At 52.3% G+C, this 16,943-nt stretch carries 19 protein-coding genes and 1 pseudogene; 10 read left to right on the top strand and 10 right to left on the bottom strand.

Annotated features, from left to right (window positions below):
* The first annotated feature begins 237 nt into the window (after positions 1-237).
* From ACOTX7_RS22785 to ACOTX7_RS22775, 3 genes are all read left to right on the top strand, one after another.
* On the top strand, positions 238-1,569 hold the full coding sequence (locus ACOTX7_RS22785; protein WP_221255821.1) for a glycoside-pentoside-hexuronide (GPH):cation symporter: 1,332 nt from the start codon (positions 238-240) through the stop codon (positions 1,567-1,569).
* A 15-nt stretch (positions 1,570-1,584) separates the two neighbouring features.
* A complete protein-coding gene (locus ACOTX7_RS22780; protein WP_221813656.1) occupies positions 1,585-3,621 on the top strand; it encodes a TIM-barrel domain-containing protein in 2,037 nt (678 codons plus the stop codon).
* Between the two features lie 106 nt (positions 3,622-3,727).
* On the top strand, positions 3,728-4,174 hold the full coding sequence (locus tag ACOTX7_RS22775; RefSeq protein ID WP_006809200.1) for a DUF441 domain-containing protein: 447 nt from the start codon (positions 3,728-3,730) through the stop codon (positions 4,172-4,174).
* Here ACOTX7_RS22775 and ACOTX7_RS22770 read toward each other — a convergent pair.
* Entirely contained in the window at positions 4,158-4,949 is a 792-nt protein-coding gene (locus ACOTX7_RS22770; RefSeq protein ID WP_213826729.1) for an AraC family transcriptional regulator, read from the bottom strand. The two genes, ACOTX7_RS22775 and ACOTX7_RS22770, sit on opposite strands and share 17 nt — an antisense overlap.
* 99 nt (positions 4,950-5,048) lie before the next feature.
* On the opposite strand from ACOTX7_RS22770, the gene ACOTX7_RS22765 reads away from it, so the two are divergent.
* Complete coding sequence (locus ACOTX7_RS22765) at positions 5,049-6,236, top strand: CynX/NimT family MFS transporter (protein ID WP_221813655.1); 1,188 nt, start codon at positions 5,049-5,051, stop codon at positions 6,234-6,236.
* Positions 6,237-6,266: 30 nt separating this feature from the next.
* Here the strand turns inward: ACOTX7_RS22765 and ACOTX7_RS22760 are convergent, their stop codons facing one another.
* A complete protein-coding gene (locus ACOTX7_RS22760) occupies positions 6,267-6,974 on the bottom strand; it encodes a CTP synthase C-terminal region-related (seleno)protein (RefSeq protein ID WP_221255818.1) in 708 nt (235 codons plus the stop codon).
* Positions 6,975-7,125: 151 nt separating this feature from the next.
* On the opposite strand from ACOTX7_RS22760, the gene ACOTX7_RS22755 reads away from it, so the two are divergent.
* Positions 7,126-7,470, top strand: coding sequence for a DUF488 domain-containing protein (locus ACOTX7_RS22755; RefSeq protein WP_006809204.1), 345 nt, complete (start codon positions 7,126-7,128; stop codon positions 7,468-7,470).
* Here ACOTX7_RS22755 and ACOTX7_RS22750 read toward each other — a convergent pair whose 3' ends face one another.
* Together ACOTX7_RS22750 and ACOTX7_RS22745 are read right to left on the bottom strand one after the other, a co-directional pair.
* Positions 7,471-7,776, bottom strand: coding sequence for a hypothetical protein (locus ACOTX7_RS22750; RefSeq protein WP_221255817.1), 306 nt, complete (start codon positions 7,774-7,776; stop codon positions 7,471-7,473).
* Positions 7,777-7,856: 80 nt separating this feature from the next.
* A complete protein-coding gene (locus ACOTX7_RS22745) occupies positions 7,857-8,111 on the bottom strand; it encodes a DUF333 domain-containing protein (RefSeq protein ID WP_032673529.1) in 255 nt (84 codons plus the stop codon).
* Positions 8,112-8,424: 313 nt separating this feature from the next.
* Here ACOTX7_RS22745 and ACOTX7_RS22740 point away from each other — a divergent pair, with 313 nt between their 5' ends.
* Genes ACOTX7_RS22740 through yoaJ form a run of 3 tightly spaced genes read left to right on the top strand, consistent with a single transcriptional unit; the run spans position 8,425 to position 9,672 of the window.
* A complete protein-coding gene (locus tag ACOTX7_RS22740) occupies positions 8,425-9,453 on the top strand; it encodes a sensor domain-containing diguanylate cyclase (RefSeq protein ID WP_214591489.1) in 1,029 nt (342 codons plus the stop codon).
* Positions 9,454-9,498: 45 nt separating this feature from the next.
* Positions 9,499-9,597 carry a YoaK family small membrane protein gene (locus tag ACOTX7_RS22735; RefSeq protein WP_032673531.1) on the top strand — a complete coding sequence of 33 codons (99 nt, stop codon included), beginning with the start codon at positions 9,499-9,501 and terminating at the stop codon, positions 9,595-9,597.
* Positions 9,598-9,672 (top strand): protein YoaJ, encoded by a 75-nt coding sequence (yoaJ, locus tag ACOTX7_RS22730; RefSeq protein WP_071785224.1) that lies wholly within the window; start codon positions 9,598-9,600, stop codon positions 9,670-9,672.
* Positions 9,673-9,725: 53 nt separating this feature from the next.
* Here the strand turns inward: yoaJ and ACOTX7_RS22725 are convergent, their stop codons facing one another.
* Complete coding sequence (locus ACOTX7_RS22725) at positions 9,726-9,974, bottom strand: GlsB/YeaQ/YmgE family stress response membrane protein (protein WP_003857896.1); 249 nt, start codon at positions 9,972-9,974, stop codon at positions 9,726-9,728.
* A 370-nt stretch (positions 9,975-10,344) separates the two neighbouring features.
* Between ACOTX7_RS22725 and yncL the strand changes: the two genes are divergently transcribed.
* On the top strand, positions 10,345-10,437 hold the full coding sequence (gene yncL, locus ACOTX7_RS22720; RefSeq protein ID WP_071524166.1) for a stress response membrane protein YncL: 93 nt from the start codon (positions 10,345-10,347) through the stop codon (positions 10,435-10,437).
* A 124-nt stretch (positions 10,438-10,561) separates the two neighbouring features.
* Positions 10,562-12,061, top strand: a complete 1,500-nt coding sequence (locus tag ACOTX7_RS22715) for an EAL domain-containing protein (RefSeq protein ID WP_221255816.1) — start codon at positions 10,562-10,564, stop codon at positions 12,059-12,061.
* 4 nt (positions 12,062-12,065) lie between these two features.
* Here the strand turns inward: ACOTX7_RS22715 and ACOTX7_RS22710 are convergent, their stop codons facing one another.
* The 5 genes and pseudogenes from ACOTX7_RS22710 to ACOTX7_RS22690 form a co-directional block, all read right to left on the bottom strand.
* The gene (locus ACOTX7_RS22710; protein ID WP_006809209.1) at positions 12,066-12,311 is read right to left on the bottom strand and encodes a DUF2543 family protein; all 246 of its coding nucleotides are present in this window, start codon (positions 12,309-12,311) and stop codon (positions 12,066-12,068) included.
* 75 nt (positions 12,312-12,386) lie between these two features.
* Positions 12,387-12,557, bottom strand: a pseudogene (locus ACOTX7_RS22705) (NADP-dependent isocitrate dehydrogenase); the annotation flags it as partial.
* A gap of 165 nt (positions 12,558-12,722) precedes the next feature.
* Positions 12,723-14,021: a DUF2254 domain-containing protein gene (locus ACOTX7_RS22700; protein ID WP_045351079.1), complete on the bottom strand. Its 1,299-nt coding sequence runs from the start codon at positions 14,019-14,021 to the stop codon at positions 12,723-12,725.
* Positions 14,022-14,086: 65 nt separating this feature from the next.
* Positions 14,087-16,084 carry a BCCT family transporter gene (locus ACOTX7_RS22695; protein ID WP_047027165.1) on the bottom strand — a complete coding sequence of 666 codons (1,998 nt, stop codon included), beginning with the start codon at positions 16,082-16,084 and terminating at the stop codon, positions 14,087-14,089.
* Positions 16,085-16,286: 202 nt separating this feature from the next.
* The gene (locus ACOTX7_RS22690; RefSeq protein ID WP_087529582.1) at positions 16,287-16,844 is read right to left on the bottom strand and encodes a recombinase family protein; all 558 of its coding nucleotides are present in this window, start codon (positions 16,842-16,844) and stop codon (positions 16,287-16,289) included.
* Positions 16,845-16,943 lie beyond the last annotated feature (99 nt).

The following is a 16,943-nucleotide window of genomic DNA, read 5'->3' as shown; positions in this document are numbered from 1 at the left end:
GAAGATGCGTGATCTGATCCTTCAACTCAGCAAAAGTTCGATTTATTCAACAAAGTCTGTTAAATATCCTCCCCCACGTAAAGTCACTGTTTAAATATTTTATTTGTTACCGGTATCACGAAAAGAAATTTACGTAACCCCAATGCCAGATCTCGCAATTGTGAACCTTTTCATCGTAGTTAACCCTGTTAAACGGAGCACCGCATAAATAAACCTTACACTGGCAAGGTGATGACAATGACCGAGATAATTACCCGTAAAGAAAAAATCAGTTATGGGTTAGGCGATATGGCCAGCCATATTGGGCTGGATAACGTCATTATTTTTCTGACGTTTTACTATACGGACGTGGTGGGGCTTCCTGCCGCCTTCGTGGGCACCATGTTTCTTCTGGCGAGAACCGCCGATGCCATCATAGATCCGGCAATGGGCTATATTGCAGACAGGACGCGCACCCGCTGGGGCAAATTCCGTCCGTGGATGTTGTGGCTGGCGCTGCCCTTTGGCGCAAGCTGTCTGCTCACCTACGCCGTACCGGCGTCGCTCGATCTGCACGGTAAAATGATTTTCGCCACCGTCAGCTATACCCTGATGATGCTGATGTATACCGCGATCAATATTCCCTATTGCTCCATGGGTGCGGTGATTACGCCAGATAACGATGCGCGAATTTCTCTCCAGTCTTATCGCTTTTTCCTGGCCACGCTGGGTGGCGCGCTGTCGACATTCTTTATGATGCCGCTGGCAGAGTTTTTAGGCGGCGACGATAAATTACTGGGCTACCGCTGGGCGATGGCCATTATGGCGACCGTCGCGGTCGTCATGTTCTGGATCTGTTTCGCCAATACGCGTGAACGTATTAAGGCTCCCGCCACCCACAATAATTATCTTGCGGAACTGCGGGATTTATTACGAAACGATCAATGGCGAGTTGTCGCTGTCCTGGTATTAACCAACATCGGTTTTGGCGTTATTCGCCTTGGCGCAATGATGTATTTCGTCACTTATTATCTCGGTAGCGCAAGCTATTTTATGTGGATGCTCGGGGCGCATATTCTGGGGAAAGCCGCAGGCAGCGCGCTGGCCAAACGGCTGACGCAGAACGTCAGCAAAGTGCAGATGTTTGGATACTGTTCCGTACTGGCGGGGATGCTCAGCATTGCCCTGTTCTTTGCGCCTAAGTCGGTGCTGATTCTGGTGCCCATGACGTTCATCGTCTCCACCCTTTACCAGGCCACCACCACGCTGATGTGGGTGATGATGGCGGACGTCGCCGACTACGGCGAATGGAAACAGGGCAAACGCATGGATGGCGTGATCTTCTCCACCTTCCTCGCCGTACTCAAGCTGGGGATGGCGATCAGCGGCGCGATTGTCGGCTGGACGCTGGGCTTAAGCGGCTATGTTGCCAATGCCCCGGAACAGACCACCACGGCCATGTACTGCATCATCGCCCTCTTCACCGTCGTGCCTGGCGTCTTGTCCCTCTGCGCATTTGCCACGCTGCGCTGGTACCGGCTCGACGACAGCACCATGCAATCCATCCATCTCGCCAAACACCCCGTTTAGAAGGACGCGTTATCCATGAGTGAGCTGATTCAGCATTCCAACAGTATTGAATGGCGTTTTGAACGCCAGATCCTGCGTATTGAACCGTGGGGGGAAAACAGCCTGCGCGTCAGGGCTACCTGCTCCCCGACGTTCGATGAAGCCTTGCAGGCACTGTTGCCCGCCGCCCCTTGTCAGGCAGAGATTGTCGCCGAAGCGGAAAGCCTGACGCTGCGCAACGGCAATATTACCGCGACGCTGAACCTTAAAGGTCAGCTGGCCTTCTACAATCAACGTGGTGAGCTGCTGCTGGAGGAGATGTGGCGCCAGCGTTCAACGGTGGGTATTGGTGCCAGCGAGAAGAGTCAGGATAAATATGTCAGCGCCCTGAAGCTCGATGGCCGCGAATTTAAGCCGCTGATGGGCGGAAAATATCAGCTTACCGTCCGGTTTGAATCGCGTCCGGATGAACGTATCTACGGCATGGGTCAGTATCAACAGCCGTGGCTGGATCTGAAAGGCTGTACGCTGGAACTGGCGCAGCGCAACTCCCAGGCCAGCGTGCCTTTTATGCAGTCCAGCCTTGGCTATGGCCTGCTATGGAACAACCCGGCAATTGGTGAAGCCAGCTTTGCAAAAAATCAGACGGAATGGCGCGCCCGTGTGACGGGAGAAATGGACTACTGGATCACCGCCGCTGACACGGTGGCGGATATCACCCGTCAGTACGTGAAAGCCACCGGTACTCCGCCACCCGCCCCGGCGTTTATCAGCGGCCTGTGGCAGTGCAAATTGCGATACCGCACCCAGCAGGAGGTGCTGGAGGTCGCACGGGAGTATCGCCGCCGTAATCTGCCGCTCTCGGTGATGGTCATCGACTTTTTCCACTGGCCGAACCAGGGCACCTGGTGCTTCGATCCCGTGGACTGGCCCGATCCGAAAGGGATGGTCGACGAACTGCGCGAGATGGGGATTGCGCTGATGGTGTCGGTGTGGCCAACGGTTGAAGCCCGCAGCCCCCTCTACCCGCTGATGAAAGCCAAAGGCTGGCTGGTCAGCAGTGAACGGGGCGTGCAGGTCAACCTCGATTTTATGGGCAATACCACCTTCTTTGATGCGACCCATCCTGAGGCGCGCAAATTCGTCTGGGATACGGTGAAGAAAAATTACTACGACATGGGCATTAAACTGTTCTGGCTGGACGAAGCGGAACCGGAATACCGCGCCTATGATTTTGACAACTATCGCTACCACGCCGGTCCGGTGCTTGAAGTGGGCAATCGCTACCCGCGTGATTTTGCGCAGGGCTTTTACGATGGGCTTCAGGCGAACGGTGAAACCGACATTGTTAACCTGGTACGCTGTGCCTGGGCAGGCAGCCAGCGCTTCGGCGTGCTGGCCTGGTCGGGTGATGTCCACTCCTCGTTCCATGCTTTTCGCAATCAACTCGCCGCGGGACTGAATATGGGGCTGGCGGGGATCCCATGGTGGACGACCGATATCGGCGGTTTCCAGGGAGGGAACGTTAACGACCCGGCGTTCCACGAATTGCTGATCCGTTGGTTCCAGTGGGCGGTGTTTACGCCGGTTCTGCGCATGCACGGCTATCGTGAACCGCAGATCCAGCCCCCGGAGCGCTACCGGGACGGTATTCCTCAGTGCAACAGCGGTTCGCCTAATGAACTGTGGAGTTACGGAGAAGAGAATTACGCCATCATGCAGCACTGGCTTACCGTGCGCGAAACCCTGCGCCCGTATATTGACGCGCTATACCAGCAGGCTCACCGGCATGGAGACCCGCTTATGCGTCCGCTGTTCTGGCACTATCCTCAGGATAAACAGAGCTGGGCATGTGAAGATCAGTATCTGTTTGGCGAAGATCTCCTCGTGGCGCCGGTTATGCAGGCCGGTCAGCGTGAGCGCGATGTCTGGTTGCCGCCAGGCAATAGCTGGATCGCCCTGAACGGAGAGCGCTACGCTGGCGGGGAGTATATCAGGGTGCCCGCGGCGCTGGACACCATCCCGGTGTTTGTCCGTGAGGGCAGCCCGCTGGTGGGCGATCTGGTGAGCTGATTTCAGGCAAGCGCCCAAAAATAGACAATTTTTTCAGTAAAGCCTGCCTGCCGTCGCGTTTGCGCGTAAAGTAAGCAGGCTTACTATTTTTGGCAAGGATCCCGTCATGTTCGACCCTACTCTGCTTATACTTCTGGCCCTGGCTGCGCTGGGTTTTGTCAGCCACAACACCACCGTCGCGATTTCCATTCTGGTGCTGATCATCGTTCGCGTCACGCCGTTAAACACCTTCTTCCCGTGGATAGAAAAACAGGGGCTTACCATCGGGATCATCATTTTGACCATCGGCGTGATGGCCCCGATTGCCAGCGGAACGCTACCGGCCTCAACGCTGCTGCACGCTTTTGTGAACTGGAAATCGCTGGTGGCGATTGCGGTAGGCGTTTTTGTCTCATGGCTTGGCGGGCGTGGCGTGACGCTGATGAGCAGCCAGCCTTCTCTGGTGGCCGGTCTGCTGGTGGGTACCGTGCTGGGCGTAGCGCTGTTTCGTGGCGTGCCGGTTGGCCCGCTGATTGCCGCCGGACTGGTTTCGCTGTTTATCGGGAAGACGTAGTCAGGCTGGCGATATAACGGGCAGGCGTCTGCCCCAGTCCTTTCCTGAACATGGTGATAAAGGCGGTGGTGGAGTCATACCCCAGCGCCTGTGCCGTCTGCTGGACCGACTTCCCGCCAATCAAGAACTGCAATGCGACAATCAGCTGGAGCTGGTGTCGCCAGCGGCGAAAGCTTAAGCCGGTCTCTTTCACCACCAGCCGCGCCAGATTGCGCTCGCTCATGGCAAAGTGGCTGGCCCACTGCGCCAGCGTCTGCCAGGCGGCAGGTTCGTTTGCCATGGTCTCACTCATCAGGCGAATTTTCGGATGCGATGAAACCGGCAGCTGTAGATGCTCCTGCGGTTGCAGGGGCAGTTCGTCAAACAGGACGTCTACCAGCCGTCGGGTAGCGGGAAGTGACAGTTCTTCCCGTGATCTGTCCGCGAGCGCCAGCACCAGTTCCCGCACCAGGGGCGATATTTTCAGCGTACAGGTACGCAACGGCAAGTCGAGCGCACCGGGTTCAACAAACAGCAGGCAGAGCTGCGCGCCGGGCGTCGCCTTGTTGCTGTGCGGCGTTTGTCCTGGGATCCACACCGCATACTGGGGCGGCACCATCAGCATCGCGTTTGCCACTTCACAGGTGATCGCGCCACCCAGCGCCATAATCAGCTGCCCTTTGCGGTGCTGATGCCGTGGAATGTATTGTTCTTGTGCCACCACGCGGATGCGAAAGGCTACCGCCGCGTCGTGCTGGCTATCGGGATCGTAGCCGTCGAGCCCCAGTCCGTACATAAAGTTGTCCGATATGAGCGATAAACTGTCATTTTAGCCTGATTTCAACCACGACTTAAATCGGTATGGTATGCGCTCGCCTGAACGTAAGAGACAATAATGACTACTGCTATTCAACCTTCCGGGAAACAGGGTGCACTGCTGATTGCAGGCATCCTGATGATTGCCACGACGCTGCGCGTCACCTTTACCGGCGTTGCCCCCCTGCTCGACACCATTCGACAGGACTATGGCTTAAGCACGGCGCAAACCGGCCTCCTCACGACGCTGCCCCTGCTGGCCTTCGCCTTGATCTCTCCCCTTGCCGCAGGCGTCGCCCGGCGCCTGGGCATGGAGCGCAGCCTTTTTATCGCTCTGCTGCTGATTTGCATCGGGATTGGCGTACGTTCGCTGCCGTCGGCCTCGCTGTTGTTTATCGGTACGGCGATCGTGGGCTGCGGAATTGCGCTGGGCAATGTCCTGTTACCCGGATTAATCAAACGCGATTTTCCGGGCCAGGTCGCAAAACTCACGGGGGCGTATTCGCTGACGATGGGGGCCGCCGCCGCCGCAGGGTCGGCGCTGATCGTCCCGCTGTCGCTGGGGAGTGCTGGCTGGCACGGGGCGCTGTTGATGCTGATGTTCTTCCCGCTGGTGGCGCTGCTGCTGTGGTTACCGCAATGGCGCAACAGACCCGCTGCCACCCTGACCGGAGCGGGCGCGTTGCACAATCGGGCTATCTGGCGCTCCGCCCTCGCCTGGCAGGTGACGCTTTTTCTGGGCATTAACTCGCTGATTTACTACGTCATTATCGGCTGGTTACCCGCGATTCTGCTTAGCCATGGCTACAGTGAAACGCAGGCTGGCTCCATGCACGGGCTTCTCCAGCTGGCAACCGCTGTCCCCGGTCTCGCCATTCCGCTGATCCTGCACCGTCTTCACGATCAGCGTGGCATTGCCGGGCTGGTCGCCCTGATGTGCGCCGTCAGCGCAGCCGGGTTCTGGTTCGCGCCGGGGCTGGCCGTCGTCTGGACGCTGGTATTTGGCTTTGGATCCGGCGCCACCATGATCCTCGGTTTGACGTTTATCGGACTGCGCGCCAGCTCGGCACATCAGGCCGCCGCGCTCTCCGGCATGGCACAGTCAATTGGCTATCTTCTGGCGGCCTGCGGTCCACCGTTGATGGGGAAAATTCACGATACCGCCGGAGACTGGCGCATTCCGCTGCTCGCCTGTGCGCTGGCCGCGGTGGTGATGGCCCTGTGCGGCATACTTGCCGGGCGTGACCGGGAGATCACACCCCGCTGACACACAAGGCAGACCTGACGGTCTGCTTTTTTATCCCTGCGCCGCCCGGAGCATGGCCTGTACCAGCACGACCGGACGCCCTTGCAGCGCAGCTCGCTCATGCTGGAACAGGGTAATCACAAAGAAGGGATGGGTCACCAGCTCTGCCGCGCGGATCTCGCCCTGCTCGTCCCAGCCCGTTACGCGCATGTCGCCCCGCTCAAGCTGGCTGGCAAACTCAGATGAGACGCCGTAATTGCAGTGATACCCTTCCTGAATTTCCGGCTTGCCGTACGCTCTGGCAATCAGTGTGTTGTTCCGCAGTTCGATCGCGTCGGTTTTTTCCACCAGCGAGCAGGTCAGCGGCGCAATCACCATCCTCCCTTCGGTATCCGTTTCGGCATGGCCTGCATCGTGCCAGCCCAGAACATTACGCGCATACTCAATCAACGCATGCTGGAACCCGCCGCAGGTGCCGAGAAAAGGAATGCTGTTCTCACGCGCGTAACGTGCCGCAATAAATGCCGCCTCGGTGTTTTTATATGGGCTTGCCGGTACCAGCCAGATGGCATCGTACCCGACCAGGTCTTCGGGGCTGGTCAGCTCAGGCGTGGCGAGCCAGTCATAATCAGCGGTGAGATCCAGAACCGCAGCGGCGTCGTCAATTGCCAGCGGGATCGCCTGGTGCGCAGTAACATCGGGATTGTAATCACCTACCAGTGCAATGCGCAGCGTCGTTTTAACCGGGGAGAGTTCCATGAGAGATTCCTTATGCAGGAGGATTTTCAGATAACATAAGGAACCTCAGACTACCGATCTTTTGCAATTATCACAATACCTTAAATTGGGTGGCTAAACGGCGGGTGCTATAGTGTTCTTGCTGAAGGTCGTAAGGAAATGAGGAGGCCCCATGATTCAATGTAAACGCGTGTATGAGCAGGCGACCTCAAAAGACGGTTACCGGATCCTGGTCGACAGACTCTGGCCGCGAGGGATAAAAAAGAGCGACCTTGCGTATGATGAGTGGTGTAAAGCGCTAACGCCGTCCAGCGAACTACGAAAAGCTTTCCACAGTGAAACGATCGATTTCACCGCGTTCAGTGAGGCCTATCGAAAAGAGCTGGCGCAGCATCAGGATGAAGGCAAACGCCTTGCGGCCCTCGCCCGACAGCAGACCGTGACGCTACTCTATGGGGCGAAAAATACGGAGCAGAATCACGCCCGGGTGCTGGCAGACTGGCTGCGTAAACTGTGATTAACCGATCGCCAGTTCATCAACGATGTGTGGCATCTCGTCCGGAGTAAGCGGCATCAGATGTTCCGGGCGAACAAACGCAAAACCGTGCTGGTTATCAAACGCGTAGACATCACCGGTGACCAGCCACAGCGCACGCGCTGACGTGGCGGGTAATTGCGTCATGACGCCGTTAACCGGGTTCACAAAACGCTGGCCCGGCTGACAAACGCCAAACAGCTCCACGGATTTACCGATATTTCGACGGCCTGCCGTCGTACGCGCACCCACGATCATCGCCATGCTGCCCGGTTTTAACTGAAACATACTTCTTCTCGCACACGTACTGCCAGAAACTGACTAAGAATAATCCTAAAGAGAAGTGTATCGCAGTTTTATTGCCGTTGTCATCTGGTCGGTTGCGGGTGATCGCGGCGGTAGAGATCCCATTCATCGATCACTTCCCCGCCCGGCAGTTTGCACTCGGTGCGAACGCCCTGAGGACTTTGAACAGGGATTTGCTCTCCCCCTTTCTCCAGACAGTACACTGACGCCGGGTTGGCCATACCGATAGCGTGCGGCGGCTGAGGCGCATCAGGAGGGGTTGTCTTTGTTGAGCAGGCGGCCAGCGGTAATGCCAGCGCCAGAAGAAGATATTTCATCATCATGATCCTTCAGGTGTTTTGAAAACGTCAGAGTAACGGGTCATTGCCGTTTTCTCCATGTTTTCTCCATTAAACCTACACTATTTCCCCCTATAGTAGGGCCTGTTCTCACTCTGACCAGAGAACATCATTCCGTAATCAAGATGTTTTGCCCCGATCTCCGCATTGGGGCTTTTTTTGCCTGTCCCCCAGCCCGCTTCCCAAAGAATATATAAAATTTTTCTCATTCATGTTTTACTATGGCCGGAGTCTATATTTTCAGCATAACATGCAGATACAGAGGTCTTCTGCATGGGAGTTAACCTGCCTCATGTCAGATATCATTCTTGCCCGTGTTTCAGAAACCCTCTCCACTGAGCAATCTCTCGACAGTCTGGTGCGTCAGCTACTGGAAATGCTGGAAATTGTGACGGATATGGAATCAACCTACCTGACGAAAATCGATATTAATGCGCGTTTGCAGCATATTTTGTACGCCCGTAACAGCAAGCAAATGCAGATCCCGGAAGGGTTCAGCGTGCCCTGGGACGAAACGCTGTGTAAGCGCGCCATTGATAGCGATACGGTGTTCAGTAACGAGGTGCCCGAACGCTGGCCGGAGTGTGAAGCGGCAAAAGCACTGGGTATTACAACCTATATGAGCGTGCCGGTTCATCTTGCTGACGGTTCTCTGTACGGCACGCTTTGCGCTGCCAGCACCGCACAAAAACAGTTCAGCGAGCGTGGCGAGCAGGTGATCAGACTCTTTGCCGGGTTAATTGGTCAGTACATCCAGAAAGAGTCGCTTGTGCTTCAGCTTCGCGAAGCAAACGCGGCGCTCATTGCCCACTCTTACACCGACGCCCTCACCGGCCTGCCGAATCGCCGCGCTATTTTTGAAAATCTCACCACCCTGTTCTCACTGGCGCGCCATCTTAACCGCAACGTCATGATGGCCTTTATTGACCTCGATGATTTCAAGCGAATCAATGACCAGTACGGGCATGAGGCGGGCGATCGGTTCCTCGTACAGGTCGGCAGGCGACTGACGCACGAGCAAACGCAGGATGAGATTATCGGCCGACTCGGCGGCGATGAATTTCTGGTTGCCAGCTTGAGTCACGGCGATGATGGCGACGCCAGCACAGAGGTCAACGCAATCAAAACCCGCCTCAATAGCCGCATTGCGGGTGAATACGGGTTGGGTAATGCCACTATTCTCTATCCTGGAGCAAGCCTTGGCGTCGTTATCGTTGATCCTCACAGCACTGATGAAGATAGCGCCCTGCGCACCGCAGACCTCGCGATGTATCAGGATAAAAAAGGGAAAAGCAAAACAGGCTTTGTCGCGTTAGATTAAAACCGTACACTCTACGGCCTTATACAAACTCAAACAGGTGATGGCATGAGAATAGGGATCCTCTTTCCGGTGGTTATTTTTATCACGGCGGTGGTGTTTTTAGGCTGGTTTTTCATCGGCGGTTACGCCGCGCCGGGAGCATAAATGAGAAAAACGACCCTCATCATGCTGATTGTCGCCATCGTGGCCGTCGCCGGAACGCAGCTAGGCTGGTGGTAACGCCCAACGTAAAAAGGCCGCCGTCAGGCAGCCTTTTTTAACACAGGTCAGATTTAGCTTTTGATTTTTCTGTAGATAAACAGAACCACCAGCGCGCCAATCACCGCGACGACAAAGCTGCCGAAGTTGAAGCCATCAACTCTGCCAAAGCCGAACAGGGTACTGATCCAGCCACCGACGACTGCACCCACAATCCCCAGAATGATCGTGACGATGAAACCGCCGCCATCTTTGCCCGGCATGATCCACTTCGCCAGGATCCCCGCAATCAGCCCAAAGATAATCCAGGATAAAATTCCCATAGCTTTCCTCTCTGTATGGTTTTTGTCATTAAATCAACGACACAGAAAAGGATAGCACAGGATCTGAGAAAGGAAATTTGTGATAAGAATCACATGGTTCGTTTGAGTGAAATATGAGCAGCAAAAAATTGTCGTTCCACACTCATCGTGGGGTTGCATCTTTTACTGAGAAAGATTATCTTTCTCATTACTGAATAGTTGAGCAAATCACTCAGGTATTCAGTACGACATTGCTCACATTGCTTCCAGTATTTCTTGCCCACTTTTGAGTGGGCTTTTTTTTACCTGAAACCACCAAAATCTGGCGTTTTATTTGTGAGAGTGAAACGCTAATCTCTGTGGCTCCTGAACAGCAAAAAACGTTGATAACATGAACGTATCGAGCAAGTTTGTCATCTGTCTTAATCTTGTTTCTGCCAGTACGCTACTGTTACTGCTCTCTACACGGTTTGAGTGGTTCTGAAATGAACGGAGCCTGGCACGGTGGCTTTCATTTCAGTTCCGGGCAGGCTCAACTCTCATACTTGTAGCTTTTATGACCTGTGTTAAGATCCCTGCACCTCAGGACGTGGCGGGACAGCAGGAAAATGAAGAAGGCCATAGCCGTTGCTATCATCTCAACCTTTATGGTCGTCCTGTCGCTGTATGCGGTTAATGCCATTATCACTGAGCAGCAAAAGAACCGGCAGAGAGATCTCTCCCACACGCTCTTAAGCTATTCCGAAGCATTTACGCAAAATATCGCCAGTACGCTAAAAAATACCTCCGTACAGGGATGCGATAGCGCAAGTCTGAACGTCTACCGAAAATTAAAGATGCGCAGTCTCTATTTCGCCGATGTGGGGTTTATTGAAAAGGGGAAAATTACCTGCACCGCGTTTTGGGGCAAACTGGCGCATCCCATCACCCTGCCCTCTGAGATACATAAAACCCAGAACGGATTCAGTCTGGCGCAATTTTCGCAGAAAGATTTCTTTGTCGGCAATGCGACAATTTATAACCATCTTATTATCTTCACCTCCCGTTCGGCCTACGATAAATTTACACCCGTCACCGCCAACTATTCGCTTCGTTCTTCCACTAAAGATTTCGACCGCACCTTTTTCACGGTTACGTCTCCTACAGAAAACCTTAGCCGCTTACAGTCTCTGTTATTTACGCTGGCTGTGACGCAGTGCAGTACACGCTGGGATCTGTGCGTTACAGTCACACACCACGATGCCGGACTGGCCTCACTCTCCCACATAGTGATGGTGCTCCTGTGCCTGTTTTTATACTTTATCTGGGTGTCGCTGACGCTATTTTCTCTGCGGCTTTATGAAGACTGGCGTTCTCTGGAGCGAACGCTGGTCAAGGCGGTGAAAGCGAATACCATCAGCGTTCATTTTCAGCCTGTTATTCGGGTGGCCGATAAGAAAATCGTCGGTGTTGAAGTATTATCAAGATGGCAGGATAACAATCACAAAGAGGTTTCTCCTGAGCTGTTTATCCCGTTAATTAAAAAAATTGGCCTGTATAACGTCTATTATCAGAACATGATAAAAAAATCCCTGGCGGAAATTGCTGCACTGGCCACTGAACATCAGTTAATGATTTCGTTGAACGTTGGCCGAACGGAAATTGAAGACGGCAAATTCCTGGCGGTGTTACGCCATGAATGCTTACAGAACGCTATACCCTTATCGTTAATCAAAATTGAGTTATCCGAGAACGGCGTTTCCACTTCGGCCATTCTTGAAGAGTTTTGTGAGGAGCTGAAATCGGCAGGCGTCAAAATTTCAATAGACGATTTTGGCGTGCAAAACTCGAATCTGGCCAGGCTATCAAATCTCAAATATGACGAGATTAAGGTGGACAAGTCGCTAGTGGACGGCATCAACGAGCACTATAAACAGGATATTCTGGTTATTTTTAGCGACGCGCTCGCTAAACTTCATAAAACCCTCGTTTTTGAAGGGGTCGAAAGCGAAACGCAATATCAGTTCATCGCGCAGAGATACCCTGATGCCCTCGTACAAGGCTGGTACTTTTCAAAGTCACTCACCCGGCACGACCTGGCCAGCCTGCTGGCAGACTCCGCGCGATGATGCGTTATTCATTACCCCATTGATTCAGGAAGTTTGCAATATCGTCAATGCGATCTTCAGCTATCTCTGCCTGCACAGCCATCTCCCGCTGCGCCTCTTCACTGATTTCCTCATTGTTATACAGACGAGTAAGTAGCAGCTGGAAGTAGTGTGCCAGCGGCGTACGCTCTGCCTCTTCAACCGGTTTCGCCGTTTCAGTCGCATACTCATCGACAATGTCATAATACTTCAGCGGGATATCCTGGTTCATAGCGTAGTTTACCTGTTGTGTGCATAAAAAACGGGAACCCTCAGGCTCCCGTTATCACTTAACCCAGCGAGTGGATTACATGTTCGCGATAATCGCGTCGCCAAACTCTGAGCATTTCAGCAGTTTAGCGCCTTCCATCAGACGTTCAAAGTCATAGGTGACGGTTTTGGCGTTAATCGCGCCTTCCATACCTTTAACGATCAGGTCTGCGGCTTCGAACCATTCCATATGACGCAGCAGTATTTCAACAAGGCGAAAGTAATTCATTGAATTTTAGAGGAATCTATCATAATTGGAGTTCTAGTCAAGCTTTTTAAACCTTTACCTAACCCATTGATTAATTTCGATGAAGTTTGGGTTTTGATAACCTCTTTTTGGCAATCCTCAATTATGAAACGCATCCCAAACCCATTAGTTCTTCTTGCCGGTTTTAACATTGATAGTTTTTGATTGTATGTCGGAAAATAAACGTTCATAGACTAATTGAATCCGAGCCTTATCGGAATCGGTGTGAGCTGCACGATTTACATACTCTAAAATTTCACGTGCCAAAATATGTGCAGCATCTTCAAACTCGCGCGGCCAACTACTTCCTAACATTGATAGCCCTTTGAGCACTCTCCTTTGGATCTCACTCATACCGGCACCATCACGGGCAATAGGTAAGAAAAAGTCTTCCAGTAGTTCCCTGTTCTGAAGTGGCGCAACATGTATTGAAGGATATATCACTTCAGTTTCATCTGATTTATTCTGCGCATAAGCGGATAGTACTCGTACACCTCTGCCAATGACATCAATTGCGGTGCCAGGATCGTTCACTGCCGGTGAAAGGGCCCTGCAGGCTATTTCAGCCATAACGCTAAGACAAAATCGGGGATCCTGAGAAAATGAACGTACATCTGAGACGATGATTGTATCAAGCAGGTCTTTACTGATTAATGGCCCCTGCCCCTGACTCAGATACAAAACTGGCATCGAGGGGTGTATGAAGCTGCCTGGCTGTGCTACAAGATATACATGTCGAGGATCCTCAGTTAGCAACCTGCTGAGTTTCAGCATATCAATATATTCAACATAGCCAATTATCTCTGGATAAACTGCAACCGTTCCGTTTGGTTGTTCATTGTTCTCAAGCCATGGATATCCGCCCAGATATGGACTTTTAGCTCTTTCAACAAATGTTTCGATTGCTGCCTGTTCCACCTTTGCTGTCGTCTCACCAACCCTTCCCAGGGAGGTCAAATGCTGTATCCAACGAAGCAATGTGATGAGAATTAAACCAATGACCACCAGTGTGACGACGAATAAAATGACTCTCCCCCTTTCTCCGTAGGCTCCCATATTAAGGGCAATGATCCCTACCAGGCTGAAGAGAAATGAACCGATGAATGTGGCCAGTACATTTTGTGTGGTTACGTCTTCAACAACTAATCGTGTAGCTCTTGGTGTCACATTAGTTGTAGCTGATCCGTACGCTGTGACCATGATACTAAGCGAAAATGTGGTAACTGCTAGCATACTCGATGCCAGTATATTTAGTATGTTATCCACAGCTTCTGCGCCAACCTTCACCGATACCGACTCAGGGATCATTGATTTAAACAGAATTGATAAAAGAGCCGTCATTATCGCTACAATTGCGAATAATCCAGCCCTGAACCATAACTTTTTAAATACCTGCTTCAGAATCCATTGCCAGCGTGAGATCATATTGCATTCCCTCGTATAGTGGCTGATAAAAATAAAATGCCACCCCTCAGGGTGGCATATGGATATTAACGAACCAGGTGCAGGAAGTGCAGATGTTTTTCGTACTGGTCGAGTATGTCATTAATAAGCTGTTCCTGATTCCAGCCCATCACATCATAATTTTGACCGCCTTCTTTGAGATAAACCTCTGCGCGATAATATCGATGTTGCTCAGCCTGCTGCTCATCATTATCCATAGCAGCAAGGGCGAAGGTTGGCGAGTTATACCCGCGAAGCCTCACTTCATAAATATAGTTCAATTCGTTACCCAGATCGACTTCAAGGCGAATACGATCGTCGGCAGCGTCATTAATGTGGCTAATCGTTCCCTGCTTGTTGAGCTCTTCCTGAACCAGCGTCATGGCGGGCTGGATAACGTCGTCCATAAAGCGTTTCACAAGAGAACGCTTAGGCAGATAGGCGATATTACGCAACCTTCTCTGCCAGGGAATCGGGTTACGTGCAGCCGTCGGCGCAATAGTTGCCATGCTCAGGCTTTCACGCTTCGTCAAATCCCGTCTCAGGGCTTTTAACAGTCCGTATATGGATACCAGTAAGATCACTGAGAAGGGTAATGCACTCGCTATTGTCACCGTTTGCAGCGCGCTTAGCCCACCCGCAATCAGAAGTGCAATTGCTACAATGCCCATGAGCGACGCCCAGAAGATACGCTGCCAGACAGGGGTGTTTGCCACCCCACCTGATGCCAGCGTATCCACAACCATTGCCCCCGAGTCAGCAGACGTGACGAAGAAGACGATGACCATCGCCATTGCAATGAATGACAGTACGGAGGAGAACGGGAAATGCTCCAGGAAATTAAACAGGGCCAGCGCGACATCCTGCTGAACGGTATTGGCGAGGTCAGTCGCCCCCTGGTTCATAATGAGATAGATTGCGCTGTTACCAAACACCGTCATCCACATGAGCGTAAAGCCGGCGGGAACAAACAGCACGCCGGTAACAAACTCGCGAATGGTTCGACCGCGAGAGACCCTTGCGATGAACATCCCCACAAACGGCGACCATGAAAGCCACCATCCCCAGTACAATAATGTCCAGCCCCCCAGCCAGTTGCTCGACTTAGGTTCATACGCGTAAAGGTTGAACGTTTTACTCACCAGTTCCGAAAGATAACCGCCCGTATTTTCCACAAATGACTTCAGCAGAAGCACGGTTGGTCCCAGACACAGGACCAGAGCCAGCAGCAGCACCGCCAGGCCCAGGTTGAGTTCGGACAGGATGCGTATTCCCTTGTCCAGGCCGGACACCACCGAAATCGTCGCTAGCCCCGTGATGACAACGATCAGAATGACCTGCACCGTTTCATTGATGGGCACCCCGAAAAGATGATTCAAACCAGCATTCACCTGCAAAACACCGTACCCCAGCGATGTCGCAACGCCAAAGACCGTGCCGATAACGGCGAAAATATCTACCGCATGGCCTATAGGCCCATATATGCGATCGCCAATAATGGGATAGAGTGCGGAACGCAGCGTTAATGGCAGACCGTGACGGTAACTGAAAAAGGCCAGGATCAACGCCACGATGGCATAGATTGCCCATGCATGCAGGCCCCAGTGGAAGAACGTCAGGCGCATTGCTTCCTTCGCTGCCGCAACTGTCTCTGGGGTGCCAACGGGAGGTGAAAGATAATGCATCACCGGTTCAGCAACGCCAAAGAACATCAGGCCGATCCCCATCCCTGCCGAGAAAAGCATCGCAAACCAGGAGTGATAGCTGAAATCAGGCTGCGCATGGTCCGGGCCCAGCTTAATATCACCGTAGCGTGAGAGTCCCAGGAAGGTGACGCTCAGTAAAATGAGGGCCACCGCAAGGATGTAGAACCAGCTGGCATTCGTGAAGATTTGCTGCTGTAGAAGTTTAAAATTTTTGTCGGCAATATCCGGGAATACAGCGGCAAAGGCGACAAGAAGGAAAATTAACAAAGCAGATGTAAAGAATACCGCTTTGTTAATCTGGCTTTTGGACTGCTTTGGGATTGTATCATTTTCACTCATAATTATTCATTCCATTAACTTAGATCCACTTAAGATGACAGGCATTGCCTCTCATAGAGTAGCAAAAACTAGCAGTAAATGGGGCATATAATCAGAAGTCATGTTGTGGTTATATTCTCATATGCTTTCTCCGATTTGGTCTGCTGTAATACTCTCTCATCATAATTGTTGAAAGTCACAAGACTGAGGCACGTAGAAAGACTTAAATCAGCTTAGATACAGGAAATTTTTTATATAGCGTGCAAACTGCCACGTCATAAATTATTGCTACCTGCTTTCTTTCAACACCATTTGAAATGAGCCGCCCGGCCTGCGCCCATTGTTCAGCAGTTAACTTCGGACGCCTGCCGCCTATCCGCCCCTTTTCCCTCGCAACCGCCAAACCCGCCCGAGTGCGTTCCACTATCAACTCCCTCTCCATTTCTGCTAGAGCTGACATAATATGAAAAATGAAACGCCCCATCGGACTTGATGTATCTATACTGTCGGTGAGGCTCTTAAAGTGGATACCGCGCTGCCGAAGCTCGTCCACCAACAGCACCAGATTACGCATGCTGCGCCCAAGGCGATCCAGCTTCCAGACCACCAGCGTATCCCCCTCGTTTAATGCCTTGAGAAGCTTTTTTAGTGCTGGCCTGTTCGCTACCGTTCCGCTCATTTTTTCTTCGTAAATCTGTTCACATCCTGCGCGTTCGAGTGCTTGCCGCTGAAGATCCGTATTCTGGTCATTTGTTGACACCCTTACATAGCCAATTTGCATATTTTTCACCCAGTTATTTCTGCTAAAAAATCTGGTGAAGTTATCGGCCAGGCTGCTCGAGAGCAATCTATAAAACGTCGGTTTGGGAAGTAGCGCGAC

The sequence above is a fragment of the Enterobacter cloacae complex sp. IR5418 genome (assembly GCF_049238105.1).
GTDB classification, from domain to species: Bacteria; Pseudomonadota; Gammaproteobacteria; order Enterobacterales; family Enterobacteriaceae; genus Enterobacter; species Enterobacter hormaechei.
This window is presented reverse-complemented; position numbering and strand designations above follow the sequence as displayed.

What these genes read in the sequence shown, in the direction of transcription:
- ACOTX7_RS22785 (WP_221255821.1), top strand. Translation starts at nt 238, where the DNA reads ATGACCGAGATAATTACCCGTAAAGAAAAAATCAGTTATGGGTTAGGC.
- ACOTX7_RS22780 (WP_221813656.1), top strand. Translation starts at nt 1,585, where the DNA reads ATGAGTGAGCTGATTCAGCATTCCAACAGTATTGAATGGCGTTTTGAA.
- ACOTX7_RS22775 (WP_006809200.1), top strand. Translation starts at nt 3,728, where the DNA reads ATGTTCGACCCTACTCTGCTTATACTTCTGGCCCTGGCTGCGCTGGGT.
- ACOTX7_RS22770 (WP_213826729.1), bottom strand. Translation starts at nt 4,949, where the DNA reads ATGTACGGACTGGGGCTCGACGGCTACGATCCCGATAGCCAGCACGAC.
- ACOTX7_RS22765 (WP_221813655.1), top strand. Translation starts at nt 5,049, where the DNA reads ATGACTACTGCTATTCAACCTTCCGGGAAACAGGGTGCACTGCTGATT.
- ACOTX7_RS22760 (WP_221255818.1), bottom strand. Translation starts at nt 6,974, where the DNA reads ATGGAACTCTCCCCGGTTAAAACGACGCTGCGCATTGCACTGGTAGGT.
- ACOTX7_RS22755 (WP_006809204.1), top strand. Translation starts at nt 7,126, where the DNA reads ATGATTCAATGTAAACGCGTGTATGAGCAGGCGACCTCAAAAGACGGT.
- ACOTX7_RS22750 (WP_221255817.1), bottom strand. Translation starts at nt 7,776, where the DNA reads ATGTTTCAGTTAAAACCGGGCAGCATGGCGATGATCGTGGGTGCGCGT.
- ACOTX7_RS22745 (WP_032673529.1), bottom strand. Translation starts at nt 8,111, where the DNA reads ATGAAATATCTTCTTCTGGCGCTGGCATTACCGCTGGCCGCCTGCTCA.
- ACOTX7_RS22740 (WP_214591489.1), top strand. Translation starts at nt 8,425, where the DNA reads ATGTCAGATATCATTCTTGCCCGTGTTTCAGAAACCCTCTCCACTGAG.
- ACOTX7_RS22735 (WP_032673531.1), top strand. Translation starts at nt 9,499, where the DNA reads ATGAGAATAGGGATCCTCTTTCCGGTGGTTATTTTTATCACGGCGGTG.
- ACOTX7_RS22725 (WP_003857896.1), bottom strand. Translation starts at nt 9,974, where the DNA reads ATGGGAATTTTATCCTGGATTATCTTTGGGCTGATTGCGGGGATCCTG.
- yncL (WP_071524166.1), top strand. Translation starts at nt 10,345, where the DNA reads ATGAACGTATCGAGCAAGTTTGTCATCTGTCTTAATCTTGTTTCTGCC.
- ACOTX7_RS22715 (WP_221255816.1), top strand. Translation starts at nt 10,562, where the DNA reads ATGAAGAAGGCCATAGCCGTTGCTATCATCTCAACCTTTATGGTCGTC.
- ACOTX7_RS22710 (WP_006809209.1), bottom strand. Translation starts at nt 12,311, where the DNA reads ATGAACCAGGATATCCCGCTGAAGTATTATGACATTGTCGATGAGTAT.
- ACOTX7_RS22700 (WP_045351079.1), bottom strand. Translation starts at nt 14,021, where the DNA reads ATGATCTCACGCTGGCAATGGATTCTGAAGCAGGTATTTAAAAAGTTA.
- ACOTX7_RS22695 (WP_047027165.1), bottom strand. Translation starts at nt 16,084, where the DNA reads ATGAGTGAAAATGATACAATCCCAAAGCAGTCCAAAAGCCAGATTAAC.
- ACOTX7_RS22690 (WP_087529582.1), bottom strand. Translation starts at nt 16,844, where the DNA reads ATGCAAATTGGCTATGTAAGGGTGTCAACAAATGACCAGAATACGGAT.